26 protein-coding genes are annotated in these 26,151 nt (G+C 46.9%); 17 read left to right on the forward strand and 9 right to left on the reverse strand.

Translation table 11 applies throughout. The features are described from left to right. The 3 genes from ICN25_RS07480 to ICN25_RS07490 form a co-directional block, all read right to left on the reverse strand. Entirely contained in the window at positions 1–225 is a 225-nt protein-coding gene (locus ICN25_RS07480; protein WP_216133578.1) for a molybdopterin-binding protein, read from the reverse strand. Positions 226–233: 8 nt separating this feature from the next. Continuing rightward, on the reverse strand, positions 234–1,049 hold the full coding sequence (locus ICN25_RS07485) for a substrate-binding domain-containing protein (protein WP_216180864.1): 816 nt from the start codon (positions 1,047–1,049) through the stop codon (positions 234–236). A gap of 65 nt (positions 1,050–1,114) precedes the next feature. Next, positions 1,115–1,936 (reverse strand): substrate-binding domain-containing protein, encoded by an 822-nt coding sequence (locus tag ICN25_RS07490; protein WP_216180867.1) that lies wholly within the window; start codon positions 1,934–1,936, stop codon positions 1,115–1,117. Between the two features lie 74 nt (positions 1,937–2,010). Here ICN25_RS07490 and ICN25_RS07495 point away from each other — a divergent pair, with 74 nt between their 5' ends. From ICN25_RS07495 to ICN25_RS07525, 7 genes are all read left to right on the forward strand, one after another. Further along, complete coding sequence (locus tag ICN25_RS07495; RefSeq protein ID WP_216180869.1) at positions 2,011–3,036, forward strand: substrate-binding domain-containing protein; 1,026 nt, start codon at positions 2,011–2,013, stop codon at positions 3,034–3,036. Between the two features lie 9 nt (positions 3,037–3,045). Continuing rightward, positions 3,046–3,810, forward strand: a complete 765-nt coding sequence (modA, locus tag ICN25_RS07500) for a molybdate ABC transporter substrate-binding protein (RefSeq protein WP_216862890.1) — start codon at positions 3,046–3,048, stop codon at positions 3,808–3,810. Between the two features lie 143 nt (positions 3,811–3,953). Next, entirely contained in the window at positions 3,954–4,193 is a 240-nt protein-coding gene (locus ICN25_RS07505; protein ID WP_216180872.1) for a FeoA family protein, read from the forward strand. A gap of 2 nt (positions 4,194–4,195) precedes the next feature. Beyond that, positions 4,196–6,109, forward strand: a complete 1,914-nt coding sequence (locus ICN25_RS07510) for a ferrous iron transporter B (RefSeq protein ID WP_216180875.1) — start codon at positions 4,196–4,198, stop codon at positions 6,107–6,109. A gap of 74 nt (positions 6,110–6,183) precedes the next feature. Beyond that, complete coding sequence (locus ICN25_RS07515; protein WP_216180878.1) at positions 6,184–6,576, forward strand: cytochrome c5 family protein; 393 nt, start codon at positions 6,184–6,186, stop codon at positions 6,574–6,576. A gap of 4 nt (positions 6,577–6,580) precedes the next feature. Continuing rightward, entirely contained in the window at positions 6,581–6,856 is a 276-nt protein-coding gene (locus ICN25_RS07520; protein ID WP_216180881.1) for a SemiSWEET transporter, read from the forward strand. A 76-nt stretch (positions 6,857–6,932) separates the two neighbouring features. Then, positions 6,933–7,625: a fumarylacetoacetate hydrolase family protein gene (locus tag ICN25_RS07525; protein WP_216180882.1), complete on the forward strand. Its 693-nt coding sequence runs from the start codon at positions 6,933–6,935 to the stop codon at positions 7,623–7,625. Positions 7,626–7,648: 23 nt separating this feature from the next. On the opposite strand, the gene ICN25_RS07530 is transcribed toward ICN25_RS07525, so the two are convergent. After that, positions 7,649–8,422 carry an enoyl-CoA hydratase/isomerase family protein gene (locus ICN25_RS07530; RefSeq protein ID WP_216180886.1) on the reverse strand — a complete coding sequence of 258 codons (774 nt, stop codon included), beginning with the start codon at positions 8,420–8,422 and terminating at the stop codon, positions 7,649–7,651. A 75-nt stretch (positions 8,423–8,497) separates the two neighbouring features. On the opposite strand from ICN25_RS07530, the gene ICN25_RS07535 reads away from it, so the two are divergent. From ICN25_RS07535 to ICN25_RS07555, 5 genes are all read left to right on the forward strand, one after another. Further along, positions 8,498–8,656, forward strand: coding sequence for a DUF5993 family protein (locus ICN25_RS07535; protein ID WP_216180889.1), 159 nt, complete (start codon positions 8,498–8,500; stop codon positions 8,654–8,656). A 5-nt stretch (positions 8,657–8,661) separates the two neighbouring features. Next, a complete protein-coding gene (locus ICN25_RS07540) occupies positions 8,662–9,225 on the forward strand; it encodes a disulfide bond formation protein B (RefSeq protein ID WP_216180893.1) in 564 nt (187 codons plus the stop codon). Between the two features lie 6 nt (positions 9,226–9,231). After that, positions 9,232–10,245 (forward strand): Bug family tripartite tricarboxylate transporter substrate binding protein, encoded by a 1,014-nt coding sequence (locus ICN25_RS07545; RefSeq protein WP_370624712.1) that lies wholly within the window; start codon positions 9,232–9,234, stop codon positions 10,243–10,245. A 109-nt stretch (positions 10,246–10,354) separates the two neighbouring features. Next, positions 10,355–10,846 carry a hypothetical protein gene (locus ICN25_RS07550; RefSeq protein WP_216180897.1) on the forward strand — a complete coding sequence of 164 codons (492 nt, stop codon included), beginning with the start codon at positions 10,355–10,357 and terminating at the stop codon, positions 10,844–10,846. 26 nt (positions 10,847–10,872) lie between these two features. After that, positions 10,873–11,391 (forward strand): hypothetical protein, encoded by a 519-nt coding sequence (locus tag ICN25_RS07555; protein ID WP_216180901.1) that lies wholly within the window; start codon positions 10,873–10,875, stop codon positions 11,389–11,391. A 26-nt stretch (positions 11,392–11,417) separates the two neighbouring features. On the opposite strand, the gene ICN25_RS07560 is transcribed toward ICN25_RS07555, so the two are convergent. The 5 genes from ICN25_RS07560 to trxA all read right to left on the reverse strand — a co-directional run bounded on the left by ICN25_RS07560 (position 11,418) and on the right by trxA (position 16,960). Further along, the gene (locus ICN25_RS07560) at positions 11,418–12,809 is read right to left on the reverse strand and encodes an MATE family efflux transporter (protein ID WP_216180905.1); all 1,392 of its coding nucleotides are present in this window, start codon (positions 12,807–12,809) and stop codon (positions 11,418–11,420) included. A gap of 3 nt (positions 12,810–12,812) precedes the next feature. Next, entirely contained in the window at positions 12,813–14,540 is a 1,728-nt protein-coding gene (locus tag ICN25_RS07565; protein WP_216180907.1) for a glycosyltransferase family 39 protein, read from the reverse strand. Between the two features lie 104 nt (positions 14,541–14,644). Then, complete coding sequence (locus tag ICN25_RS07570; RefSeq protein WP_015421284.1) at positions 14,645–14,989, reverse strand: type B 50S ribosomal protein L31; 345 nt, start codon at positions 14,987–14,989, stop codon at positions 14,645–14,647. A 146-nt stretch (positions 14,990–15,135) separates the two neighbouring features. Then, positions 15,136–16,398, reverse strand: a complete 1,263-nt coding sequence (gene rho, locus ICN25_RS07575) for a transcription termination factor Rho (RefSeq protein WP_015421283.1) — start codon at positions 16,396–16,398, stop codon at positions 15,136–15,138. Positions 16,399–16,633: 235 nt separating this feature from the next. Next, positions 16,634–16,960 carry a thioredoxin TrxA gene (gene trxA, locus ICN25_RS07580; protein WP_062309025.1) on the reverse strand — a complete coding sequence of 109 codons (327 nt, stop codon included), beginning with the start codon at positions 16,958–16,960 and terminating at the stop codon, positions 16,634–16,636. Positions 16,961–17,079: 119 nt separating this feature from the next. Here trxA and ICN25_RS07585 point away from each other — a divergent pair, with 119 nt between their 5' ends. The 5 genes from ICN25_RS07585 to ICN25_RS07605 all read left to right on the forward strand — a co-directional run bounded on the left by ICN25_RS07585 (position 17,080) and on the right by ICN25_RS07605 (position 26,144). After that, the gene (locus tag ICN25_RS07585; RefSeq protein WP_216180910.1) at positions 17,080–20,079 is read left to right on the forward strand and encodes a PD-(D/E)XK nuclease family protein; all 3,000 of its coding nucleotides are present in this window, start codon (positions 17,080–17,082) and stop codon (positions 20,077–20,079) included. Continuing rightward, positions 20,076–23,582, forward strand: a complete 3,507-nt coding sequence (locus ICN25_RS07590) for a UvrD-helicase domain-containing protein (protein ID WP_370624713.1) — start codon at positions 20,076–20,078, stop codon at positions 23,580–23,582. Before ICN25_RS07585 ends, ICN25_RS07590 begins: the two co-directional genes overlap by 4 nt. A gap of 111 nt (positions 23,583–23,693) precedes the next feature. Beyond that, positions 23,694–24,527: a tetratricopeptide repeat protein gene (locus tag ICN25_RS07595; RefSeq protein WP_216180913.1), complete on the forward strand. Its 834-nt coding sequence runs from the start codon at positions 23,694–23,696 to the stop codon at positions 24,525–24,527. Positions 24,528–24,849: 322 nt separating this feature from the next. Continuing rightward, complete coding sequence (locus ICN25_RS07600; RefSeq protein WP_216180916.1) at positions 24,850–25,821, forward strand: CsgG/HfaB family protein; 972 nt, start codon at positions 24,850–24,852, stop codon at positions 25,819–25,821. Next, entirely contained in the window at positions 25,818–26,144 is a 327-nt protein-coding gene (locus ICN25_RS07605; protein ID WP_216180920.1) for a hypothetical protein, read from the forward strand. The genes ICN25_RS07600 and ICN25_RS07605 overlap by 4 nt, the downstream gene beginning before the upstream one ends. Positions 26,145–26,151: the final 7 nt, after the last annotated feature.

The following is a 26,151-nucleotide window of genomic DNA, read 5'->3' on the forward strand; positions in this document are numbered from 1 at the left end:
TTAAGCGTCTTTAGCAATCATCACATCAGAGGCTTTGATTACTGCCCAAGCCTGATCGCCAACTTTGAGCTTGAGTTCATCAACAGCCTCATTAGTAATAGAGGCGGTAACGATGTGGCCAGCACCAATATCTAACTTCACGTGAGAAGTGGTTTGACCCATTTTGAGTTCAACAACTTTACCGCTGAGAGTATTGCGTGCGCTGAGTTTGACTTTAAGTTCCATGATTTCTCCTAGTGAACGTATTGTTTGGCGTAGACAGCATCATTGTAAAGGGCTTCCTTGTACTGCGCCTTACCGTAGTTGCGAATAATGGCCTGACCTTCATCAGAGGCCACAAATTGAATGAACTTAGCAGCAATATCGCGGTTCTCAGTGGCGCCGATAGGGGCTACTAAAGCATCATAGGTATTAACTAGGTAGGGGTCGCCGCGATACAGAATCTGTAGATCAGGCGCAACATTTTTCTCCGCCACCCAAGTACTACTATCTGTCATGAAATACGCTTTGTCAGTATTTGCCCGTTTAAGCGAGGCTGTCATGAAGTCATTGGTCACAATGTACCAATTTCCTTCAGGTGTAATCCCAGCCTTCTTCCAGATATCCATTTCTTTCTGGTGTGTGCCTGATTTATCGCCGCGAGAGATGAAGTTGGACTGTGCCTTGGCGATCTTTGCATAAGCATCAGCGCCACTGCTAGCAGATTTGATTTTGGCGCTATCTGCTTTTGGTCCAACGATATAAAACTCGTTAGAGCCAATTAACGTTTTGCCAGTTGCCCATCCTTCAGCAATTGCTTTATTAACGCCCTCAGGTGCGTGAACCATGATCATGTCTACCTGCTGTGTTTTCAGCAGATTAAGGGAGGCGCCACTTCCAGCCTTAATCCAGACCAAACGTGCGCCTTCCTTTTTGTCGAAAGCCTCACCCAGTTGTTGCAGTAGGCCTAACTCTCCAGGGCTGCCGGTTGCCAATTTAAAGCTCTTGGCGCCTTGACCACAAGTAGCTTCCACTTTTGGAGGGTTGGATTGCGCTAATGATGTTTGCATTCCAAGCCCTATTAATAAAGTGGAGAGAAGTGCGCTAAATAACTGGTGTGAATTTCTCATGCTAATTATTTGCTAGCGTTAGGGAAGAAGAGTTGCTCGCCACCAATTTTGTAGCTTGCAATAACGTCTTGACCATTTTTAGAAATCAGCCAATCAATAAACTCTTGCCCTTCAGCTTTTTTCACATGCGGGAATTTAGCTGGGTTCACTAGCATGACGCCGTATTGATTAAATAGCTTTGGATCGCCTTGAACCAAGATGACCAAATCACCACGGTTCTTAAAGGAAAGCCAAGTAGCGCGATCAGCCAAGATATAACCATTCATTGCAGATGCGGTATTGAGAGCTGGGCCCATGCCAGAGCCGGTTTCTTTGTACCAGGCGCTAGGTGCCACTGTAATGGCTGCATCTTTCCAGTAACGTAATTCGGCAGCATGCGTACCGCTCTTATCACCACGTGATACAAATGGTGCTTGAGCAGCTGCAATTTTCTGAAACGCAACTTTGATATCTTTGCCGCCACCAATTTTTGCTGGATCTGCTTTAGGCCCAATTAATACGAAGTCGTTGTACATCACTTCGTAGCGTTTTGTGGAGAAGCCCTCAGCTACAAACTTTTCTTCAGCAGGTTTGTCATGAACAAACACCACATCAGCGTCGCCACGACGGCCAATATCCAAGGCTTGGCCAGTTCCAACGGCAACCACTTTGACATCGATGCCGGTTTTCATTTTGAAGATTGGCAAGATAAATCCAAAGAGACCAGATTGCTCAGTAGAAGTTGTGGATGACACAACAATGCTTTTCTCTTGCGCATAAGCAGAGTTGCTTAAAAGTGCTAGGGCAGTAATGGCAGATGCCAGTATTCGGGTAAATGAGAATTTCATCTGAGTTCGCTTCCTTAGGGGTGTTCGGTTAAGATCTGTCATATTACAAAACATCAATATGCAAAAAATTACATATGAGAATTCAGATCCGACCCACCCTTATTTTTGGTAACAAGAACGCCAAAGATCCGGCTGTTGTGGACTTGGTCTGGCTAACTAGCCTCTTAAAAGACATCGAGCACGGCAAAACCTTGATGTCCGCTTGTAAGAAGATGGGCCTCTCCTATAGAAACGTTTGGCAAAAGCTCAACGATGTTGAGGAGGCCTTAGGCTTTAAATTGATGGATCGGGTTAGAGGGCATGGATCCCAGCTTTCTGAATATGCCAGGTACCTAATTCAATTTACCGATGATTTTGATCAAAAAACAATGCGCCTGGGTCAAACCAGCCTGTCTCATTTAGAAGAGGGCTTTGCTCAGTTTAGGGTCAAGGCAAAAAAACAGTGGCGACTTGCTAGTAGTAGCGATCCCATTATTCAAAAATCGGTATTGGATATCGGCGGTTTTGAATTAATTACGGCAGGATCTGGTGAGGCGCTTGAGCGACTATTCAACTATGAGGTGGATATTGCGGGCTTCCATGTATCTGACCAGCAAAGCTCACAAATTATTGCAAAGCGCCTGAAAAAAGAGGGGATGCAAATATTTCCGGTGATGAAGCGCGTTCAAGGCTTGATGGTCGCTAAAGGTAATCCCCAAAATATTAATGGACCTAAGGACCTATTGCGTCCCAAGATTCGCTTTATTAATCGTCAAAAGGGTTCCGGTACGCGCCTCCTGCTCGATACCATCCTAACTAAAGAAGGTATTGATCCTCATCGTATTAAAGGTTATGAGAATGAGGAGTTCACGCACTCTGCAATTGCGATGGCAATCTTGGCTAAGAAAGTAGATGCGGGTATGGGCGTCAAGAGTGTGGCAATTGAGAACGGCCTCGACTTTATTCAGTTAAAAGACGAAATCTTTTTCTTGGCTATGGGCGAAGAGCTCAGCACCAATAGAGAGCTTGCTAAGCTCATTCGAAAGATTCGCGCACTCTCTGGTGAAACCCCGGGCTATAAATCGATCGGCCTTAATAAGCAGATTGCCGGTTGGTTATAAACTAGCCCCATGATCAAAAGCATTTGCGTATTGGGTTTCCTGGCTTGGAGTTTTCTAGGCTCTATTGCCTATGCGCAATCAGTCACAGTCGCAGTGGCAAGCAATCTTAAGCCTGCTTTTGAAGAGATCTTTAAGGGCTTTAGTCAGAGCAACCCTCAAAGTAAACATATTCGCGTAGTTTATGGATCGTCGGGCAATCTTTCAAGTCAGATGAAGCATGGAGCCCCATATGAGTTATTCATTTCTGCGGATGAGGCTTATCCATTGAAATTGGTTGAAGCGGGATTAACTCGAGATCGTGGCGTGGTGTATGCATCAGGACATTTGGCCTTGATAACAAATGCAGCAGCTGGTCTTCGTTTAAGTTCAGATCCAGATAGCATTCAGTCTTTACTGAGAGGCGCTAAGAAGATTGCGATCGCCAATCCAGATTTGGCTCCCTATGGCAGAGCTTCTGTTCAATATCTTCAGGCAATCGGTTTATGGGATGAGCTGCAGAGTAGGGTGATATTTGCAGAAAACATTTCCATTGCCGCTGTCTACGTGAGTACCGGAGCTGCCAAGGTTGGTATTACCGCTTTATCTCTAGCAAAGTCTTCGGAGCTATCTCAGCAAATTCAATATATTGCTTTGCCAGATAATTTGTATGCTCCGATTAAACAGCGCATGGTTTTAAAGCGAGATCCAGCGCCCATTGCTATCGCGCTGTATGACTACCTGCAAGGATCCGTTGCTAAGCAGATCCTGCGTAATCACGGATATTCCGTTCCCTGACGAGACTAACTCGATTCTTTTTGTTTTAAATCAATATGGTGGTCTAGTTATTGGGCGATGATTAAGCCCATGAACCACTCTAGAGAATGATATTCATTCTCATGTGGGGATATAATTAATACACCCATTCCATCAATCTAGACATGAATCTTGAAGAAATCCTCCCGGGCGTCAGAGCCCGTGTCAGCAAGATCGCCACTTCAGGTGATCAACGTGAGGATATTCGTGGTCAATTGGAGGATATTGGCTTTCTTCCTGGCGAGCAGGTAGAGGTCTTGCGCAAGGGATTGTTAGGCAATGGTCCTATATTGATTCGAGTTGGATCATCGACATTTGCCTTAAGAGAATCTGAAGCACGATTGGTTGAGGTAGAAATTCTTTAAGCATGTCCGAAGCGCAGATCCATTTCTTTCCAAGTGAACCCCTAGTCGCATTGCTGGGTAATCCCAATTGCGGTAAAACAGCACTCTTTAATTTGCTGACTGGTAGCCGTCAAAAGGTCGCCAATTATTCTGGTGTGACTGTTGAGAGAAAAGAGGGGCGCTTAACCCTTGAATCTGAAAAAGTCATTCGCATTCTGGATCTTCCAGGTGCCTATGGTTTGTACCCACGCTCTTTAGATGAGCGAGTCACTTGTAACGTGCTTCATGGCAAGGCCCAAGGCGAAAAGCGTCCGGACCTCGTGCTCTGTGTTCTCAATGCTATGAACCTCAGACGTAATTTACGCTTAGTCTTATCTGCAAAGCGCTTAGGCTTGCCCTGTGTTGTTGTACTCAATATGGTGGATGTTGCTCAGCGCCAAGGTTTGAATGTCGATGCAGCAGCCTTATCTCAAGAGTTGGGTCTACCTGTTATTGCAACGGTAGGCATTCATGCCAATGGTGCTGATGAACTCAAACACTTTTTGAGTGAGCTCGATTGGAAAAACTTATCCGCTTTAAGTACAAGCAATATAGATGAGGGTATTGAAACTGCTATTGATCACACGGCTCATACCGAGTCTGACAACCTACAGGTCCAACGGGTCTTGCAAAATCTAGGTTTAGATCAAATCATTCCCGACCGTTTGAGTGATCGCCTGGATTCAGTATTACTACATCCTGTTTTTGGCCCACTGATCCTAGCTACAGTGCTCTTCTTCATTTTCCAGGCTGTCTTTAGTTGGGCTACCTTTCCTATGGAGCTTATTAAGACTGGAGTCGAGTGGTTGGGTGCCTTATTAACTCAAGCGCTTCCAAATAACTGGCTACGTAGCTTATTGGTAGATGGCATTCTGGCTGGTGCTGGCGGAGTATTGATTTTCTTGCCGCAGATTTTGATTCTGTATTTCTTTATTCTCATTTTGGAAGAGTCTGGTTATCTTCCGCGAGCCGCTTATTTGCTGGATCGATTGATGGGGCGGGTGGGTCTATCAGGCAGATCCTTTATTCCTCTCTTATCTAGCTTTGCTTGTGCCATCCCTGGAATTATGGCTACGCGCAGCATCTCCAATGCGCGGGATCGGTTAGTGACCATCTTGATTGCCCCGATGATGACTTGCTCGGCACGCCTACCTGTATATGCCTTATTGATTTCCGCTTTTATTCCTGAACGAAAATTATGGGCTGGATTAGATTTGCAGGGTTTAGTTCTTTTCTTGCTCTATGTTGCAGGTATTGCTGGGGCTATGGCAGTAGCTTGGATACTCAAACGCTTTACTAGTGAAAAGTTTCAGCTCAATGCATTAATGATGGAGTTGCCGAGCTATCACTTGCCGCGCTTAGGTAATTTGGCGATTGGTCTTTGGCAACGTGCTGAAATTTTCTTGCGTCGCGTTGGTGGAATTATTTTGATCATGACGGTCTGTTTATGGGCGCTCTCGAGTTTTCCACTTCCTCCAGAAAATGCGACTGGCTCAGCTATTCAATACAGTATTGCTGGAATGATGGGTCAAGCTTTGGCAGTAGTCTTTGAGCCGATTGGCTTTAACTGGCAAATCAGTATTGCTTTGGTGCCCGGTATGGCGGCACGAGAAGTAGTCGTGAGCTCTTTGGCAACCGTATATGCGCTATCAAGCTCTGGTGTTGATGCTGCCGATGCTTTGGTACCCCTGATCTCTACAGGCTGGAGTCTTGCTACGGCCTTATCGCTTTTGGCTTGGTTTGTCTTTGCTCCCCAATGCCTCTCAACGATTGCTGCCGTTAAAAGAGAGACGGGCGGATGGAAGATCCCAGTCATCATGCTGAGCTATCTTTTTGGCTTGGCCTATCTAGCGGCCTTTATCACTTATAGGGTTGCGAGCTACTTCGGCTTAGCCTAGCGCCCAATTAGGCACTCAATGCAAAATTGAGATAAATTGTCATAAATAACAATTAACTCCTTATTGGTGCCACCATGACCTTATCTTTTCGCTCCCTTATTTTTATCGCTGCATCAACCCTGAGTTTCGGAGCATTTGCTGAGCCGGGTGAAAACACTTACAAGCAAGTATGCGCAGCTTGCCATGCTTCTGGTGTTCTCAATGCCCCTAAGTTTGGTGACAAGACCAAGTGGACCCCTTTGATTGCGGAGGGTCAAGTGACCCTAACAGCGCATGCTTATGTTGGCGTGAGAGGAATGCCTGCTAAAGGTGGCAATCCGAATATGACAATTGAAACCTTTTCTGATGCCGTAGCCTACATGGCCAACAAGGCAGGTGGTAATTGGAAGACGCCTGACGCAAAAACCCTTGTAGCGATCAACAAAGAAATCGAATCCCGTAAGGCCAGCTTAAATCAAAAGCCGTAATTGCATGACCTTAGAGCCACATCAGATTGAGATCATTGGCTACTGCGCTGCATTTTTGACGACGATTGCTTTTTTGCCTCAGGCCATCCAATCCTGGCGTACCCGAGATCTCTCCGGAATCTCGCTGGGCATGTATAGCTTATTTACTATAGGCGTTGGCTTATGGCTTATCTACGGCCTCATTATTGAAAAGTGGCCCTTGATCTTGGCCAATGCCCTGACCTTTGCTTTGGCTCTGAGCATTTTGCTGCTCAAACTCCGAAGTAGTGGGCATAAATGACATTGACTCAAGTAATGTCATAATTAATTCACACAATAATTAATAAAAAATTAGACATTCATCAGAAAGGCTATTTATGAGCACTGCATACGTTATTGATCCACCAATCGTTCCGTCACTTCCTGTAGTGGGCGATACCCGCCGTTTTGCTGTGAACCGTATTTATTGCGTTGGTCGCAACTATGCTGATCATGCGCGTGAGATGGGCCATGATCCTGATCGTGAGCCGCCATTCTTTTTCATGAAGCCAGCTAATTCAATTGTGGCTGATGGCAAAGATATGCAATATCCAAACCTATCGAATGATGTTCATCACGAAATCGAGATGGTAGTTGCTATCGGTAAAGGTGGCGTTAATATTCCAGCGGATAAAGCGCTAGAGCATGTTTATGGTTACGGTGTTGGTTTAGACATGACTCGTCGTGACTTGCAGGGTGAAGCCAAGAAAATGGGGCGCCCTTGGGATACTGGTAAAGCCTTTGATCAATCCGCTCCTTGTGCGGCAATTACTCCAGCTGCTCAGTTCGGACATCCTAATAAGGGTGTGGTCAAGCTATTGGTTAATGGTGAAGTGCGTCAAGAGGGCAACTTAAACCAATTGATTTGGAATATTCCTGACACCATCGCTTACTTATCCACTTTGTTCACCCTCGAGCCAGGTGATTTGATTATGTCTGGCACGCCTGCAGGTGTTGGTCCTGTGAAAAAAGGGGATGTACTTGAGGGAAGCGTCGAAGGCCTTACGCCACTCAAAATTAAGATTGTTTAATACACACAAACATTCTTAAAAAATTACTTGCCAATCCACTTTGGCGAGCGTCCTTCAAGGAAGGCATTAACCCCTTCTTTGAAGTCGACGCTGTTGTAAGTCTCTCTCATGAGTTCAGTGCAATCCGGTAAATTACTTTCCATTAAGCGAGCTAAAGTCACTTTACTTGCCTTCTGAGTAATCGGTGCAAGTGATGCTAATTTGACTGCCAAGGATTCCGCTGCATCCGAAATAGCTTTAGGAGTAGTGGTTTGATATAGGTAGCCTGAGTTTAGTAATTCAGGTGCCTTAATCAGCTCTGCAGTGAGCAACATCCGTTTCACCATCGGCACGCCTAGGTGATTGGCAATCCAAGACAGATTGCTTGGCGATAGACAATTGCCCAAAGTCTTTGCTACTGGAATGCCAAAGCGCGCATCATCGGTTGATATTCTGAAATCACATGCGGTAGCAATAAGTAAACCGCTGCCAACAGCCAATCCTTCAATCAGCGCAATGGTCGGAATAGGCAAGTGTTGCAAAGAGTGAAAAATCGCATCTACTGCAACCTCGTATGCTTCATTCTCTTGGAGGTCTAGAAATTGCTGGATATCGCTACCGGAGACAAAGGCTTTATCACCAGCGCCCCTAAAAATCGCTACCCGGATTTCTGGTTTACTCGCTAGCTCATCGCAAATGCGTTTTAGCTCCTCATACATCGGCCAAGTTAAGGCATTGCGTGCCGCAGGATTATTGAAGGTAATACGGGCGATGGGCCCATCGAGCTGGAAGTCGATGCAGGGTGGGGTGGAGTTCATGACTGCATTCTATACAAAAGACCCTTTAAACCACTTGTTTTTAGCTTCTAGAACGACCTGCGATAGAATTCATTTATGTACATGTTCCTACCTTTCCTGACAGCCTTTATCGGCCTTGTCCTAGTTTGGTTTGAGAAGCGCCTTGCGGCTCTTGTTGCACTTGCTATTACTCTTGGCATCCTCATGTTTTGGTTCCGCATTCATGCTACAGATCACCTCAAAATCAGTTTGTAAAGAACGTGAGTAAACATTCTTTTCCTTCATTAGCTGCCCTAGGCAATCAACTTGCTTTGGCTGGGATCATTGGCATGCTGTCTTATGCCTTTGTGGATCAACTCTATTTCGGTGAGTTACCTTGCCCACTGTGTCTCATGCAGCGCATGGGTTTTGTAATCATCGGTTTTGCACTAGTACTCAATATTCGTTGTGGTGCGCATTCATCTCATTACGGCTGGGGCATCATCGGCGGCTTAACGGGGATGATGGTTTCCTTGCGCCAAGTTTTCTTGCATATTCTTCCGGGTGATAAAGGATTCGGAAAAACGTTTCTCGAGTTGCATTTTTATACTTGGGCCTACGTAGGCTACGTTGGCTTGTTGGCTGGCCTTGCGATTCTATTAATGCTACCTAACCGTGATGTGCGTTCACGCTCGCTGTTTGCCAATGCATTAATCATTCTATTTATTGTTCTGGTCTTTGCTAACCTCGCTTCCACACTTTTAGAATGCGGCATCGGCCCTTGTGCAGATGATCCCGTTAAATATGACGGATGGATCTGGTTGCGCACGCGTTTTGGTTTTTAAGTTCACGTGAGTGATCTCAAGCTGATCACCTGCAGGGTGCTTAAGGGTCTGGCAGTTTTACTGGTTTGCTTAGGCCTCGCCAACACCGCTCAATCCCAAACTAGCAAACCCAATACCGCTTGGCCTAAACAAGCGGTTCGGATTGTGGTGACATTCACTCCCGGTGGAGCCCCTGATATGTTGGCGCGCGTACTGGCTGAAAGTTGGCAACAAAGTTTAGGTGTACCTGTTCTCGTAGAATACCGTCCTGGCTATGGTGGCAATATCGGTGCTGACCTTGTTGCAAAGAGCGAGCCGGATGGCTACACACTCCTCATTGGCACAGTGGGTATCCACGCTATTAACGGCGCGCTGTATGACAAGATGTCTTTTCATCCGATTAATGATTTCACGCCCATTAGTTTTTTAGCGAGCACGCCTAATGTACTGGTGGTCAATAAGAAGCTGGGCGTGACTAATCTGCATGAACTGATTGAGTTGGCAAAAGCCAAACCCAATGAACTTACTTTCGGTTCTTCTGGCGTCGGCACTTCCTTGCACATGTCTGGCGAACTTTTTAAAGAAATGACTGGTGTACAGATTCGGCATATTCCATACAAAGGCAGAGCCCAATCTTTACCAGATCTCATTAGTGGCCGGATTTCCATGCTCTTTGATAATCTGTCTTCATCGCTGCCTTTGATTAAGGCGGGAGAGGTTCAGGCTTTGGCAGTAACCACCTTAAAACGCTCCCCAGCAGCTCCAGAGATTCCGACGATGGCTGAGCAAGGCTTGCCTGGATTTGAGGCAACATCGTGGTTCTCGCTCATGGCGCCAGCGAATCTTCCTCCAAGTGTTCAAAAGCGCTTAAATGCCTTGACTCGTCAAACCCTCAATCAACCCGATGTCAGAAACAAGTTGCTGGCTAGCGGTTTAGATCCCGCTCCAGGAAGCCCACAAGAGCTTTCTAAGCTGATTCAGGCTGAGACCAATAAATGGGGTAGAGTGATTTACAAATCAGGCGCAAAATTAGAGCAGTAAGTCAAAAAGCTAAAGTGATAAATATTCTAATAAAAGCCCAATTCCTGTCAGCCTGGATTTGGGAGAAGCGTTAAAGGTAGTAGGAGGCGACCAATTAATGGGGTCCACTATGAAAACAAGCCAAAAGCAATTCAAATCAGTTGTGTCTAAAGCGGTTCTGACGCTCTTTGCGGCGGCAGGCCTATTAACCCTTGCTCCGGTAGCAGCTCAAGCGGGTAATGTGGGTTGGGCTGTCTCTGTTGGGGGCGGCTACGGCGGTGGCTATGGTGGTGGTTGGCGACCAGCAGCTTACGGTCCTGGTTGGGGCGGTGGCTGGGGTCCAGGTTGGCGTGGTGGATATTACGGCGCGGGCTATGGCTATCCCTATGGGGCCGGCTACTATGCTCCACCCGTGGTTTACGCAAGTCCACCGGTAGTTACTTATGCAGCACCACAGCAACCAATGGTTTTGGCTTCTCAGCCTCAGCCCCCAGTTTGGTATTACTGTGAAGCGAGTGGGCAGTATTTTCCATATGTGCAAAGTTGCGCATCTGGATGGCAGACTCAGCCAGCAATGCCACCATCCGGCAATGCATCGACACGCCAACGCAACCACAATTAAATAGTTATCCGATTTAAGGAATCAATATGAAACGTACCGTACTGACATTGGCGCTCATCAGTTCTTTGGCTGCCTGTGTCTCTGCGCCAACTGGTCCAACCGTTGCAATCATGCCGCGTGAAGGTAAGCCGTTTGAAGTCTTTCAGCAAGAAGATCAGCAGTGTCGTGAGTTCGCTGCAAATGCGATTAAGGACACTAGTAATGCAGCTCTCAAAGAGGGTGCAACTAGTGCAGCCATTGGTGCAGCTTTAGGAGCGGCAGCTGGTGCAGTCATTCAGGGTGGAAGTAGTCAGAACATTGGTACTGGCGCAGGCATTGGTTTACTTGGCGGCGCCGCTATGGGTGCCATGAACTCTTCTGGCAAGCAAAATCAGGCGCAGGTTCAATACAACATCGCCTATCAGCAGTGTATGTACTCCAAAGGTAATCAGGTGCCTAGCTATCCAACCCAAAACTTTGGTGGCAATGGCGGCAATAACAATGGATACAACATTCCACAAGGCAAGCCATCAATGCCTCCAAATGGATTTAGACCCATTCAGTAAATCGTATTACTGGAATTGAATCTCGACTAAACCTCAACCGGCGGATGCGTTTTCTCAAAACGCGCCGCTGTTTTTCTAAAGAGGTAGAGTAAAAGCAGTGCAGCTAATCCCAGACTCATACTGTTGCCTGCCCAAAAGCCATTAGCGCCTTGTAAAAACTCTGGTGTGTTGCCAAAGACGTTGAATCCCATCAAGTAGCCGCCGCCTAAGCCAACACCCCAAAGTGAGCCGGCATAAATCACCATTGGCCAGAAGGCGATGCGGTACGCGCGCAGAATAAATGCCGCAGTAATTTGCAGGGCATCAAACACCTGATAAAAAGCGATAAACAAAAATAGCGGAATCGAAAACACTTTCACTTCTGCAGGTGGATCGTAGAGATCTAGGAGTTGAACCCGGAAGATCCATACCGCAATACCAATCGTGATGCATAAAGTGGTTGTGAAGAAAACTGATGACCAACCAATCTCTTCGGCACGTTCCTGCTTGTTGGCACCAATCGATTGAGAGACTAATGTCATCGTTGCAATGGATAGGGATAAGGGCACCATATAAATCACCGTTCCCATATTGGCCACAATTTGATGGCCGGCTAAAGCCGTAGTACCAAGGCGTGCAATGAAGAGCGACATAAAAGTAAATGATGTCACTTCAATCAAATAGCTAAAGCCGATGGGTGCGCCTAATTTCAATAAAGTCCAGATGCGATGCCAGTCAGGCCAGCTAAAACGCGCAAAGATCTTAAATGGCCTATAGAAGCCATCAAAGAGTACAAAGCCCAGCGTGATGATGAGCCAGAACCAATTGATGATGACGGTAGCCACAGCGCAACCTGGCCCACCCATACCTTCAATACCAAGACCGCCATAGATGAACAGAAGATTCAATGGCAGCTTTAAACCTAAACCAATCAGCTGCACTACGGTAATTACTGCTGGCCGTGAAACAGCATTGTGCAGAGCCATGAGTACACGCATGGCCATGCTAGCCGGTAAACCAATGGCAAGGATATTGAGATACAACTTAGCCTTGCCTTCAATATCAGGTGTGACTTGAGAGATTTGCAGCAGATGATCCGCGTTGAGCAGAATGGCGCCACCCAATAAGGTGAGGCCCACCGCTAGCCAAGTTGCTTGACGAACTTCCTCGCCAATCTCACCAAAACGTTTCGCACCAAAGAGTTGTCCAGCGATTGGGGCGAGGGCGGAGATTACACCAGTGAGACCAACATAGATGCTGATAAAGATGGCAGACGCCATCGCAAGAGCAGCTAGGTCATCGGCGGAGTAGCGCGCTGTCATGGCGGTATCTAAAACGCCAAAGGTAATCACTGCCAGCTGACCAATCAACAATGGTCCAGCAAGTTTTAATAGGGAGGGAATATCCTCGCGCAAACGCGATAACTTAAAGTGCAGCACGATTTATTCTTTACCAGCTGGGGTAATTTGATAGAGGCGTAGACGCTCATCACGGTCAGATGCTCGGCGATCTTCCCAAAGCAATTCAATTTTCTTTTTATTGAGGCTAGCGTATGCTTTAGCTTCTAAGGAGCTATGAGTCAGCATGAGATTACAGCTAGGATCATCACGCAAAGGCAGTTTGGTGAAGTAGCTAAATGAAGCTAACTGTGCAGAACCCAGATTGCTGGTATCAATACATCCTGGCGTGTTGGCAATAATTTGCACCAGACGATCGGATACATAGCGATAGGTCTTTGCGTAATTAATTGTTGGCAACCAAAGCGTCATTAACAAGACCCACATCAAGGTGGTGCCAGAGGCGGAGATGATGAGGCAACGCCAGATTTCTTTTGGAGCGCGTGAAGTTCTCCAGCGTACGATGGCCAACCAAATGCCGGTAATGATGAGAGCAACAACAAAACCAATGTAGTCAAACTGCGCCTGAAAGCCTGGCAAGAGTCTTGCTAAATTGGCAGCAGTAGATTCTGGATAGCCGGTTACTTTGGCTAACCAAATAATCCAAATGGCCAAAGCGATCATGGTGAAGCTAAACATCGCAAACCAATCGATGAAGCTAATCAGGCTACGTTTGAGAATCGGCAAACTAAATGCAGCAATGATCGACAAACTGGGGATCAAGATGATGAGGTCATGCTCATTGGCTTCTAGTCTGAACAGAACATAAATCAAGCAACCAATAAATAAGCTAAGCGGAATGCAAAGGTGGGGTGCACGCCATTGACCTGCTTCTTTAACTCGACCCCAATGGGCGAGGGAGATGATGGCTAATGGCCAAACTGGCCAGGCATAAGCCCAAAAGTTAACACTCAAAAATCCAAGGGATTCAATAGAAGGCGTTGCGCGCATCTCTGGCATATTGCGCCAGCCTTCTTCGGCGATATGACGCCACTCTGGAGTGAGGTTACCCAAATACCAAAGCGCAGGCCAAATCGCAAAACCAATCAGACCTAAAACCGTGCTGGTTAAAGTCCAACGAAAACGCAACTTCGCATTACTAGCAATGACTGCAATGATGGTGGAGCTGACAATGATGAGGCTGAGTGTGAGATTGCTCGAAAGCGCAACGATCGCAATGCCTAGACCAGTCCACAAGCCACCTTGCCATGGCTTATCTAAGCCACGCACTGTGCCATATAAAACAATGCTGATACCCATGAGTTGGGCCATCATTGGCGTGGTCTCATGCGCGCGTTGTGCAAGACCGACGCAGGCCAAGAAAATCAATAGCGCACCATCGGCTAAAGTCATGCCGTAGTTTTTACGACCTGGTTGGCCGCCAACTGCTAAGACCATCGGCTGAACTTCTTGACGACGACCTAATAGATAAGTGGCGTACCAAATAGCTAATGCAGAAGCGAAGAAGCAAACTGCCGCATAAAGGCGCGCAGCATTAGCCGCACCAATCAATGGACCAAATAGATCCATCAGGGTGGCGCCTAGCCAGTAGGGAAAGGGTGCGCCAAGCGAGATGTCGCGCCCAGATAGATGCGGAACGATCCAGTCGAGTGCTTTGCCATGTTGCAAAGTCCACATGCCACCAAATCCGATAGCATCTTCATTCTTCCAGGGATCACGCGCAAAGAGGCCGGCAAAACCATAGACCAAAGTCAACGCAAAAATAATGATGCGTGGGATGGAGGTGGTGGCGGCGGCGGTGAGTTTGACCATAAAAAACTAGCAATAAAAAAGGCAGCAAACGCTGCCTTGATTATCTCGCAGGGGAGGGTGAATAGTGAATATCCAAACCCCAGCCCCTTTGTAGAGTAAGCCTATTACTTCTTCTTAGCTGGCTTTTCAGCAGCTTTAGCTTCTGCAGCAGCAGCTTTTTTCTCAGCTGTTTTAGCAGCGCCATCGCCAGTTGCTTTAGCAACAGCTTTAGTGCCGAACTTCTGACGGAATTTCTCAACACGACCGGCAGTATCCATAATCTTCTGGGTACCAGTGTAGAAAGGGTGTGACTCAGATGAAGTCTCGATCTTGGCCAATGGATATTCATTGCCGTCTTCCCACTTGATTGTCTCTTTAGTAGACATAGTGGAGCGAGTCTTGAAGCTGAAGTTATTAGAAACGTCTACAAAGACGATTTCACGATATTCGGGGTGAATGCCAGGTTTCATTATTAAGTCCTATTAGCAGGCAGCCGTTTAAGTCCAAAGACCCAAATACTTACCCAAGTTAAATGCAAATTATTAAAGCGGTAAAGGCGAAATTATGCCATGAAATCAACAACAAAGCGCACTTTTACCGTCTCTGAGAGCCTAAATTAGCCACCCTTACGCATTAAATCGAAGAATTCACCGTTATTTTTGGTGGATTTGAGCTTATCAACGATAAAGTTCATCGCCTCAATATCGTCCATATCGGCCAATAATTTACGTAAAACCCAGATTTTCTGGAGGTTTTCAGCTTTAACCAGCAACTCTTCACGGCGGGTGCCAGACTTATTGAGGTTGATCGATGGGTAAACACGACGCTCAGCCAAACGACGCTCAAGGTGAACTTCCATATTGCCGGTACCTTTGAACTCTTCGTAGATGAGGTCATCCATACGGCTACCAGTTTCAATCAAGGCAGTAGCGATGATGGTGAGCGAGCCACCTTCTTCAACGTTACGCGCAGCACCGAAGAAACGTTTTGGACGTTGTAATGCGTTTGCATCCACACCACCAGAGAGTACTTTTCCAGATGAAGGGATAACGGTGTTGTAAGCACGAGCAAGACGGGTAATCGAGTCAAGCAAGATGATGACGTCTTTTTTCATCTCCACTAAACGCTTAGCCTTTTCAATCACCATCTCAGCAACTTGAACGTGACGCACAGCTGGCTCATCAAATGTAGAGGCAACGACTTCACCACGTACAGAGCGCTGCATTTCAGTAACTTCTTCAGGACGCTCATCAACCAACAGTACGATCAAGATCGCATCTGGATTGTTCGCAGAAATCGCGTGAGCGATGTGCTGCATCATCACGGTCTTACCGGATTTAGGTGAAGACACGATCAAGCCACGCTGGCCATAGCCAATCGGGGAGATCATGTCGATGATGCGGCCCGTTAAATTCTCTTCAGCTTTGATGTCACGCTCTAACTGAACAACGCGATTTGGGTGTAAAGGCGTTAAGTTCTCGAACATGATGCGGTTCTTTAAAGCCTCAGGAGGCAAGCCGTTGATCTTGTCTACCTTCACCAGTGCAAAGTAACGCTCGCCATCTTTAGGGGTGCGAACCTCGCCTTCAACGCTGTCACCAGTGTGTAGGTTGAAGCGGCGGATCTGTGCAGGGGAGATATAGATATCGTCCGGAGAAGCCATGTAAGAGGCATCAGGGGAGCGCAAGAAACCAAAGCCGTCGGGCAATACTTCCAAAGTACCGTCACCGAAAACAGATTCACCTTCTTTAGCGCGCTTCTTGAGGATGGCAAACATCAACTCTTGTTTGCGCATACGTTGTGTATTTTCAATCTCCAGGCTAGCTGCCATTTCAAGCAGAGCGGATACGTGGAGTACTTTGAGTTCAGATAATTGCATGTGGTTCTCGGGTGTAGATAAGGATGTAGATGTGTTTTGGGGTATCGCTGTCTAGATGGACATCAGACAGATTGGAAAAACAGAATTTTGGGGAGTTTGCTAAAAAAGAGGGGGAGGGAAAATTGCTGGGAATATTGCCGAAAATCGGGGCACTGAAGGTGCGTTGAAATAGATACTACACTAAAAACAGCTAAAAACCACAGGCTCACCCAGTGAACCTGTGATCAAAGACTATTTACAGATGACTATCAATAAATGCAGTCAACTGGGATTTAGCCAAAGCGCCTACTTTTTGAGCAGCAACGGTGCCGTTCTTAAAGAGAATCAATGTAGGGATGCCACGAATATTGAACTGGGCAGGAACGCCTTGGTTCTCATCCACGTTCATCTTAGCGATTTGGATCTTGTCGCCGTATTCACCAGCCAGCTCTTCAAGGATAGGGCCGATCATCTTGCAAGGACCACACCACTCAGCCCAGAAGTCGAGGAGAACAGGTTTATCGGACTTGAGAACGTCTTGCTCGAAAGAAGCGTCAGTTACATATTTGATGCCGGCACTCATGAAAATTCCTTAATTAGTCTTATTTAGTTTTATATAGTTATTGCGCTACAACGCTTATATTAGCAATAAGCCACACTTTCTGCCTAAATACTAAAAAACCAGCCCCAGAACCACCCTCAATGCCGCACCCATTCCCAACCCTAAATGAGCAAAAGCAGCCGCATGCTTGGGCAATAGCGCCTAATGCCAGTGCTCTAAAGTCGCTCGCCGAGGGTATCTGGAATTGTGCAAAGCAAACAAACCAGCGCCCCTTAGTGGTGCTAAGTACCGCAGGCCCATTAATGGGGGTAAGAGCTGCCCTGGAAAAGTATCGACCTAAAGATCTGCCAAATCACATTGCCTTCCTGCCTCAGGTCATGAGTTTTAACGATTGGCTAGAAGCAGCACCAGGCGCCTGGAAGTTCCCCAAGAAGCAAACCGATCTAGAGCGTTGGTTATCTGTATATGCAACTCTGCGCAAACATAAGCAATTGCAATCCTGGTTTAAAGCAGAAACCGAGGCAGGTTCGTGGGGGTTGGCTCAGGCCATCATCGCAGCCTGCGATACCTTATCCAACTCTATAGCGCCCAGCCTTCAAAAAGAGCTACATCAGCTGATCTCGGATCAAGAAGGGCTTATTGCTCAAAATACGCAATCTTGGATCGAGACTCTGGAGCCATTATTGGATCGCACCATTGGGCAGGCATACCCAGCACTTGCAAGAAAAGTAGTAGATCAAGAAGCGCAAGTGCTGCTGACATTTTGGAGATACATCACCAGCCCAAGTGATCCCGCATTCCGAAAGCAATTTGCTATGGCCGCCCATCTTGAGGCTGCCAAGCAAACTTCACAAGCAAGTACAAAACCTTTAAATACAAGACCTTTGATTTGGGTAGAGACTGCAGACCCAACTCCGATTGATAAGCAGCTTATTCAAGGATATTTAGCGGACTATGCGCAGTTCGCGCCAGCAGTTGAAGTGACGATGAACTGGGAATCAGTAGGACTCTGGGCAGAAGCATTAAGCCCCCAGATTCCTGAAGAGCAAAAGCTACAAACCATCCAAGCCAATATCAGCAATGCCCATCCAGAGCATTGGCATCTCATTGCCTCCAAGCGATTTGAAGAATTGGCATGGGCAACGGCTAAAACCATTGAGCAGCAACTGATCGATGGCAAAACCAATATCGCCCTGGTAGCGCAAGATCGTCTCGTGGCCCGAAGGGCGCGTGCATTGCTGGCACGTCTAGGCCCATCCCTCAAGATTCAAGATGAAACGGGTTGGAAGTTATCGACAACAAGGGCGGCGGCAGCGCTCAATAGTTGGCTCGAGTTATTGCGCGCACCATCTGAGGGTCCGAGTGCAGCTGACCTGTTGGAGTTTTTGCAAAACCCATTCTTAGATCTTGGAAAGTGCCTTAACCCCAACGGTACGCGTGACGCAGAATCTTTAAATGGATTGGTGGCGCAGCTTGAAGATATTTTGATTGCTAGCCAGGCTAAATCTGGCTGGGAAACTTTTCATATGGCGATCGAGGGATCGGTCGCGCATGGCTCTGCTGTACCTAATCCGCTTTTACTAGAGTTACTGCAATCCATTCGTGGTCGCCTCAATCGTTGGCGTGGAGTCAAAATCAATTGCGCTCTAGCCCATCAATACCTGATGGATGATCTGATTCAAATGGGAATGACTCAGGGCTTGGAAAAAGACTCTGCTGGTAAACAATTGCTTGAGCTCTTGGAAACATTTGATTTTGATGTCGAGCATCAGCAAATTTCGATGCGCCTCAATGAATGGCTTAGCCTATTAAAAACAGTCATTGAAGAATCTTCGTATGAAGAGAAGGGCGTTAGTGCGGCAGCTAGCCTGAGCATATTGCCATTGAGCTCTACTCGCTTTAGAGAATTTGAATCTGTAGTTATGGTGGGTTGTGATGAACAGCAACTACCTGCATTTTCTGAGCCGCCATTATTTTTCTCTGATGCCTTAAATCGACTCTTGGGTGGATCCAGTATTGAGGCTCAGTTTATTCAGCAGGCGCGAGATCTCTCTCAACTACTCATCTCGTTCCCCAGCATTGATCTCCTTTGGCAAAGCAAGAGTAAGAGCGGGGAGCCGCTGAGGCCTTCGGCATGGATTCAGAGACTCCAAATAGATTTACCGAATTGGCAGGCGCAAAATGCCGCCAATCTATTTGCACCTCGCAGTGCAACTTCAGCTCCATCCCAAATGGCGATCGCAACATTAGATTCAGATCTGCCAATGCCGGTCTCAATGAGTCCGAGTGCATACAAGGCATTGCGCGACTGTCCCTATCGCTATTACGTCCGTAGCTTGCTGGGTCTACGTAAGCTCAAAGGCTTTGAAGAGGGCTTTGATGCCTCGCTAGCTGGTCAAACTTTGCACAAGATCTTGCGCAATTTCTATCACGCTATGAAAAGCGAGGGGCAAAAATCCGCCTCACCAATCACCACCGACCCAGAACTGCGCCGCGTTTGGATGCAAGATCAACTCACACTCATGTCAGAGCAGGTCTTTAAGCGCTTGATTGAGGGTGATGCCAGAGTCTTAGGTGTTTTAAGAGATTGGCAAAAGCAAATCCCGAGTTTTATGCAGTGGCAGTTAGAGCGTGAGGCTCAAGGTTGGCAGTTCTACGATGCTGAAGTGAAAGTCGGCTTTGATTTGCCATTCACTGATGTAGATGGAAATGAGCGTCATATTCGTATTGAAGGTTATGCGGACCGCTTTGATGTGAGCATCCATGACCCTAAGGCTGCATCAGTAATTGACTATAAGAATCAGAGCCTCACTAAAGTTGAGTGGCGATCCGAGGTGGTTCTGGATGATCCGCAGCTATTAATCTATGCCAGAGCTTCTAATGAGAGTAAGAAGATCCCTGGGCGCGCAGTCAATGCAGCCGAGTGGGTTGCTTTAAAGGCCGATGTAAAAAAGAGTGGGGATGAAGCTGAGCGTTCTGTAGTCATTTCAGAAATGCCAGAACTCATGCAAGAATTTTCTGAGCAAATTACTGAGGATATGCAATCTCTCTGGTCCGGAAAGCCGCTCAAAGCATTCGCACCTGATAGCGTTTGCCAGTATTGCGAAGCTAGGGGTATTTGCAGAAAGGGGATGTGGTGAGCAAGTCTACGTTCCCAGTTGATATTGCTTGTGATCCTAATCGCTCAGTGATCGTGTCCGCTTGCGCAGGTAGTGGCAAGACTTGGTTATTGGTTACTCGCATGGTCCGCTTGCTGTTAGCAGGAGCAAAACCTCAAGAAATCCTTGCGCTCACCTTTACCCGTAAAGCAGCGCAAGAGATGCGTGATCGCCTTTATCGCCTGCTAGAGGAATTTTCTCAATCGAGTGATGAACAACTGATTGGGCATTTAACTGAGCGCGGCCTGAGTGCTGATGCGGCAAAGGCATTACTACCTACCGCCAAATCCCTCTATGCCAAAGTTCTGGCAAGCCCGCAGGGCATCGTGATTGACACCTTCCATGGCTGGTTTGGTAGGCTCTTAGGTGCAGCACCAATCTCAACCGGCATACAACCAGGCTTTAGCTTGCGCGAAGATGCAAAGCGTTTGCAAGATGAGTGCCTAGATGACTGGTGGGGTAACTTACCTGAAGGTATTCAGTCGCATTACGACACCTTATTAAGGGCGCTTGGTGCAAGTGAAACCCAGAAGTTCCTGATGAGTAATTACAGTCTCTTTAAACAAAGAGGCGCTTGGACATTTTTCTCGCAAGCATGCAAAGCGCATGGCACCACTCCTATTGAAAAACTCAAAGCTGATTTGCCCAGACTGAAAATTGCCAATCCACTGAATGCAATTTGGAATGCCATCAACGCTAAAGCAGATTTAGAGTTTCTACATCGTTGCTTTAGTAATAGCAGTGCTACAGAAATGGCCTATGCGCCGATTATTCAAACCACCATCAATCTCAAGGCTAATGGTGGGGATGTGATGGAAATTGCATCGATATTACAGTCCGTATTTTTGACTCAAGACGACACCAATCGCACCTCGAATGACAAAGCTGCAGGCGACCTCAAGAAATATCTCAAAAAAGAGGGCGAGCAAGATCGCGAACTAGAGCATGTCACTTATAAGCAAGCTTGGGCAACAGCTTTCCTGGAATTTGTTGCCTGGAAAAAGGAGCAAGAAGCCTATGCTCTGAATGAAGCATGGTTCGCAATGAGTACCGCAATGTTAGATCACGTGAATACGATTAAAGAGTCTATGCGCGTGCGGGACTTTGATGATCTAGAGATCGGTGTCAGTCAGTTAATGGCTGACGCTGCTAATGCAGCCTACTTGCAGTCGAGGCTAGATGCAAAGTACAAACATATTTTGGTAGACGAGTTCCAGGACACCAATCCTTTGCAGTGGCAAATTCTGCGAGCATGGTTAGAGGGTTATGGTCAGGATGAATCCAAGCCTACCGTCTTTATCGTAGGGGATCCTAAGCAATCGATTTACCGATTCCGCCGCGCTGACCCTAGATTGTTTAATGATGCGCAGGCTTTCTTGGTAAAAGAAATGAACGCAGCCTCATTAAATCAGAACACTACCCGCCGTAATGCGTCAAAAATTAACGAAGCTGTGAATCAAATCTTTGGCACCGAGCAATTGCCAGAGTCATATCCATTTACAGTGCAAAACACGTTGTGGGAGGCGCCTGCAGGAAGTGCTGCAGATGCACCATATACAAACGAGGGTGAAGCCTATTTATTACCTCTCGTGAAATACGAAGCCGAAGAGTTGGAGCAAAGAGCCGGCAATGCCTTTGAAGAGGCGATTGTGGATGCGCGACAAACTGCCGATGTCACTCAGCGCTATGTTGAGGGGCAGCAGGTCAGCTCATTAATACAGAACCTCATTGAGACGCGCCCTGTAGCTGATCGCATCAATGGTAAGGAAGTCTGGCGCAAGGCAAGAGAGAGTGATTTCTTATTATTGGTTAAACGCCGCAAGTATCTCCCACAATTTGAGCGCGCTCTGCGTGAGGCAGGTTTAGCCTTCGAGAGCTCAAGGCTGGGTGGATTACTGAATACTCTAGAGGTTGACGATCTCATTGCGCTCTTAACTGTCTTGGTAACGCCGCGCCACGATTTGCCGCTCGCGCAAGTGTTAAGAAGCCCGATCTTTGCGTTCACCGAAAGCCAAATGCAGACCCTCAGCAAGTCAATGGCATCGAATCAATATCGCTCTTGGTGGGATGCTTTGCAAGATAGTCCAGATGCAGGCCTGATGCAGGTAGCACGTTATTTGGAGCATTGGCGCCTGCTAGGTGAGCGCTTGCCAGTACATGATTTACTCGATCGCATTTATCAAGAAAGTGATTTGCGCATTAAGTACGCAAGCGCCTCTCAAGAGATTGCCCGCGCACAAGTTTTAGCAAATCTCGATGCCTTCCTTGAGTTAGCGCTCAATCAGGATGGCGGCCGTTACCCAAGCTTGGGTCGCTTTATTGAAGAGATCAACACCATCCGCCGTGGCGATGATGATGAAACTCCGGATGAAGGTGATGTTGAGGCGGAAGGAGATCTCGTTGAACTCGATGAAGAGAGCGAGTTATCTGAGGAAGATAAAAACAAGCATGTTCGCATGATGACGATTCATGGGGCAAAGGGCCTGGAGTCACCATTTGTGATCATGCTGGATGCTAACCATACTGAAGGCAAGGCGGATCATCGTGGCGTCTTATTGGATTGGCCGCCCGAGAGCGAAAGTCCTAGTCATTTATCAATGTACACCTCGGCCACCTTAACCAATCCTCGTAGCGAAGTGCGTGAACGCGAACTACTTATAGCTAAGAATGAGAACTGGAATCTGCTCTACGTCGCAATGACCAGAGCAAAGCAGGGACTTTGGATTAGTGGTGTGGCAAAAGCACCCACCGCAAAAAATCCTATTGGTTTAGATGAGAAGTCTTGGTATGGCAGAGCGATGCTAGGCCAATTAAACATTCTTGAAGATCAACCCGCACCACTAAAAAACCAAACCCCAACTCCAACAGGCCAGAAGACAGTCAATTCAAGCAATTTCATGATGGATGACTTTGAGGTTTCCTGGGGTGCAGCTAAAGCGAGTTATGAGCAGCTGCTCAAAGATATCGAAAGTGGTATGACACTTGAAGTCTTCCAAGATGATGACGGCACACCAGATAACTCCAAAATATTGGAAGAGGGCGTGCACTTTCATCACCTGCTCGAATACCTCACTCATCAAACCGGCGCAACGGCTCCGGAATCCATGAGCGCAGATCAAATAGCTCATTGGCTTGGTATTAGCAATGAGTTAGCAAGCAAGGCACTAGATCAGGCAACTGCCGTTCTTAATGCCAAAGAGCTCCAGCCATATCTCACGCAAAATCAGTGGGTGCAGGCCTGGAATGAGATTGATGTCCTAAGTCTGGACGGCAGAAGCTTCCGCTTGGATCGCTTAGTAGAGTTTGATGATCACTTGGCCATCCTCGATTACAAGCTCACCATTCCTGAAGAGGGTAGCGAAGCCAACAGTAAATACCGTGCGCAATTGAATAATTACAAGCAAGAGCTAGCCAGAATACGTCCGGATAAGCCTGCTAAGGCCTTTTTGATCTCCTCAAAGGGCGATCTCAAGGAAGTAATCTAGTCCCAAGACCCCTTGAAATTCCCCTTAAAGACCCTATATAAGTAGGGAATAGCAAAAATCCCCAAACTAGGGATAATGAAATTCACACGAAACATCCTACAAGGAGTCCTGATGAAAATTCGTAAAGTAATTAATTTATTCGTTGGCGCATTTGCGGCAGCGCTACTCTTAACTAGCAACGCAGCGTTTGCCGAGGCAACTTTGCCTGAGGTATATCAAGCTGTGCAATCTGGGCAAATGGCTAAAGCCGATGCCATGATGAAAGAGGTTCTACAAAACCATCCTAATAGCGCCAAAGCACATTACGTAGCTTCTGAGCTTTACCTTAAAGAAGGTAAGCTAGAAGCGGCGCGCAATCATTTCATCAAAGCGCAAAACTTAGCACCTGGTTTACCGTTTGCTCAACCTGAGTCTGTACAAAAACTTCAGATGCAATTAGCTAGCACCCAAGTTGCACCTGCCGCTAGTCAGACATCTATTTTTAGCAATCCACTCTTTTGGGGTCTGATTGCAATCTTGGTAATTGGTGTCATGATTGTGATGAGACGTCGTAAGGCTGAAGCAGTGCAGGTCTATAACGCACCAAGTGCTGGTTATCCTGGTACTCCAGGTGGCCCAGCTGGCTACCCCGGTGGTCCTGGCGGCCCTGGTTATCCTGGAGCGCCAGCTGGTGGCATGGGTAGTGGCTTGATGGGCAGTCTTGCAACTGGTGCTGCATTAGGTGCCGGTATGTATGCTGGTCAAGCATTAGCAAGCAACCTCATGGGTGGTCGCGATGGTGGCCATTCGAATGCGGATCACAATGCCAACTCCAATATGAACCAAGTAGGTGGCCCAGCATCTTTAGATCCAAACTTTGGTGTACGTGATGCCAGCTCTTGGGATGATGGTGGCGCTAGTTCATGGGATGACAGTGGTGGTGGCGATTTCATGAGTGATGTCTAAAGAGAATGGAGCGTTTGGCTGAGATCATCGAAGTAGGGCATGTCTGGTTTTATCGGGCAAGCATCTACAGCTCGAATGCTTTCTTGGATGATCCAGCCATTTTGGCATTTGCCTTTTGCTAGCCACCCCAACCACCTTCGGGTGGTTTTTGTTTGGCGCTGTGGTGGCCTAATTCCACCCAGCAACAACTATTTAAGAAATGACTATTTACTGACTTCTAAGGGGGGGGGTGCGGGCATTTCCATTGCGAGGTTTGTGTGATCAAAGTAAATCAAGCTATCATTAAAAGTCTTATAACTAATTCATACATCGGAATCCAGTAATGGGTAAATATCTCCTCCTACTATTTTTTGTTCTTTTATCAGGCTGTGCAATCCAAACGCCTCCACTAGAGCAAAAAGAGGCTCCACAATCCCTTCAGGCGCAAAAAGCAGCCCAGCAGGCGGTTAAGGATCAAGCGCCTTCTACGCCAACTCTTAAGAGAAAAATTGCTCTCGGGAGAATTACGAATGAGACTATTTATGGGCGCTCCCTATTAAGGGATGAATACAACGACCCGTTGGGCAAGCAGGTCACCGATATGATGAGTAAGGTGCTCACAGAAAGCGGCGCTTATTTGGTGTTCGAAAGGCCTGACATTGCCAGGGTAAAAAATGATGTAGCTATGAGTGGTGGCAAGTTAAACATTATTGGGGTTGACACGCTGATTGTTGGCTCTCTTACTGAGTTTGGTCGAAAGACCGTAGGTGAATCTGGTTTTGTATCGCAAAGTAAGCGTCAGGTTGCTTTTGCCAAAGTTGATATTAGATTGGTCGACACTAAAAACGGTCAGGTCTATTTCGCCGCTTCTGGTGCTGGCGAGGCGTCTACTGAAACTTCCTCCACTTTTGGCTTTGGTTCTAAAGCAGACTACGACGGCACCTTAAATGATGCAGCAATGCGTCAAGCTATTACTGACGCAGTTGCAAAAATTAGCGCCGTTGTCGATAAGCAGCCATGGACAACCTACATATTGAAGGCGGAAGGCAGTCGAATCTTTATTGGTGGCGGGAAGAGCCAAGGGATTAAAGAGGGTATGATTTTTAATGTTCAGAGTGCTGGCGAAAAAATTAAATCCCCTCAAACTGGGGCGGAGATCACTTTGCCCGGTCAGAATATTGCAACTATCAGAGTGGTCTCTTTATTTGGTGAGGGTGAGCTAAATGAAGGGTCTATAGCATCCATAGTTAGCGGTTCCTTGGGCGGAAGAAAAATCAGTGATTTGGTAGTTCGTTATGACGGAGCAATGAAATGAAATCCATACTTAAATATGCTGCTGGATTGATGTTATCTCTTATCTTTGTTGCTGGTTGCACGCAGTGGCCAACAGAAAAGCAAAGCATCTCCGACTTACGCCCAGGCATTTCCTTTAAAGCTCAAAATACTGCTTTGCTCGATGGCAGGGTGGTGCTTGATGGGCTGGATATGGGGCAAGCAAAAGACTATCAAGACGGTGTAGCTATGATGCGGGTCTTGCCTGGCCCCCACATGCTTAATGTGACGTTTAATGGACAGAAGCTTCTTGATGAGAAGATTTTTACCAGCGATGGCGTTAATCAAACGTTCCTACTTCAATAAAGATCAA

Origin of the sequence: Polynucleobacter sp. 80A-SIGWE (genome assembly GCF_018882295.1) — a bacterium.
Lineage (GTDB): Bacteria > Pseudomonadota > Gammaproteobacteria > Burkholderiales > Burkholderiaceae > Polynucleobacter.

Excerpts from the sequence above, each read along its gene's own strand:
- ICN25_RS07480 (WP_216133578.1), bottom strand. The coding sequence starts at position 225 with ATGGAACTTAAAGTCAAACTCAGCGCACGCAATACTCTCAGCGGTAAA.
- ICN25_RS07485 (WP_216180864.1), bottom strand. The coding sequence starts at position 1,049 with ATGCAAACATCATTAGCGCAATCCAACCCTCCAAAAGTGGAAGCTACT.
- ICN25_RS07490 (WP_216180867.1), bottom strand. The coding sequence starts at position 1,936 with ATGAAATTCTCATTTACCCGAATACTGGCATCTGCCATTACTGCCCTA.
- ICN25_RS07495 (WP_216180869.1), top strand. The coding sequence starts at position 2,011 with ATGAGAATTCAGATCCGACCCACCCTTATTTTTGGTAACAAGAACGCC.
- modA (WP_216862890.1), top strand. The coding sequence starts at position 3,046 with ATGATCAAAAGCATTTGCGTATTGGGTTTCCTGGCTTGGAGTTTTCTA.
- ICN25_RS07505 (WP_216180872.1), top strand. The coding sequence starts at position 3,954 with ATGAATCTTGAAGAAATCCTCCCGGGCGTCAGAGCCCGTGTCAGCAAG.
- ICN25_RS07510 (WP_216180875.1), top strand. The coding sequence starts at position 4,196 with ATGTCCGAAGCGCAGATCCATTTCTTTCCAAGTGAACCCCTAGTCGCA.
- ICN25_RS07515 (WP_216180878.1), top strand. The coding sequence starts at position 6,184 with ATGACCTTATCTTTTCGCTCCCTTATTTTTATCGCTGCATCAACCCTG.
- ICN25_RS07520 (WP_216180881.1), top strand. The coding sequence starts at position 6,581 with ATGACCTTAGAGCCACATCAGATTGAGATCATTGGCTACTGCGCTGCA.
- ICN25_RS07525 (WP_216180882.1), top strand. The coding sequence starts at position 6,933 with ATGAGCACTGCATACGTTATTGATCCACCAATCGTTCCGTCACTTCCT.
- ICN25_RS07530 (WP_216180886.1), bottom strand. The coding sequence starts at position 8,422 with ATGAACTCCACCCCACCCTGCATCGACTTCCAGCTCGATGGGCCCATC.
- ICN25_RS07535 (WP_216180889.1), top strand. The coding sequence starts at position 8,498 with ATGTACATGTTCCTACCTTTCCTGACAGCCTTTATCGGCCTTGTCCTA.
- ICN25_RS07550 (WP_216180897.1), top strand. The coding sequence starts at position 10,355 with ATGAAAACAAGCCAAAAGCAATTCAAATCAGTTGTGTCTAAAGCGGTT.
- ICN25_RS07555 (WP_216180901.1), top strand. The coding sequence starts at position 10,873 with ATGAAACGTACCGTACTGACATTGGCGCTCATCAGTTCTTTGGCTGCC.
- ICN25_RS07565 (WP_216180907.1), bottom strand. The coding sequence starts at position 14,540 with ATGGTCAAACTCACCGCCGCCGCCACCACCTCCATCCCACGCATCATT.
- ICN25_RS07570 (WP_015421284.1), bottom strand. The coding sequence starts at position 14,989 with ATGAAACCTGGCATTCACCCCGAATATCGTGAAATCGTCTTTGTAGAC.
- rho (WP_015421283.1), bottom strand. The coding sequence starts at position 16,398 with ATGCAATTATCTGAACTCAAAGTACTCCACGTATCCGCTCTGCTTGAA.
- trxA (WP_062309025.1), bottom strand. The coding sequence starts at position 16,960 with ATGAGTGCCGGCATCAAATATGTAACTGACGCTTCTTTCGAGCAAGAC.
- ICN25_RS07585 (WP_216180910.1), top strand. The coding sequence starts at position 17,080 with ATGCCGCACCCATTCCCAACCCTAAATGAGCAAAAGCAGCCGCATGCT.
- ICN25_RS07595 (WP_216180913.1), top strand. The coding sequence starts at position 23,694 with ATGAAAATTCGTAAAGTAATTAATTTATTCGTTGGCGCATTTGCGGCA.
- ICN25_RS07600 (WP_216180916.1), top strand. The coding sequence starts at position 24,850 with ATGGGTAAATATCTCCTCCTACTATTTTTTGTTCTTTTATCAGGCTGT.
- ICN25_RS07605 (WP_216180920.1), top strand. The coding sequence starts at position 25,818 with ATGAAATCCATACTTAAATATGCTGCTGGATTGATGTTATCTCTTATC.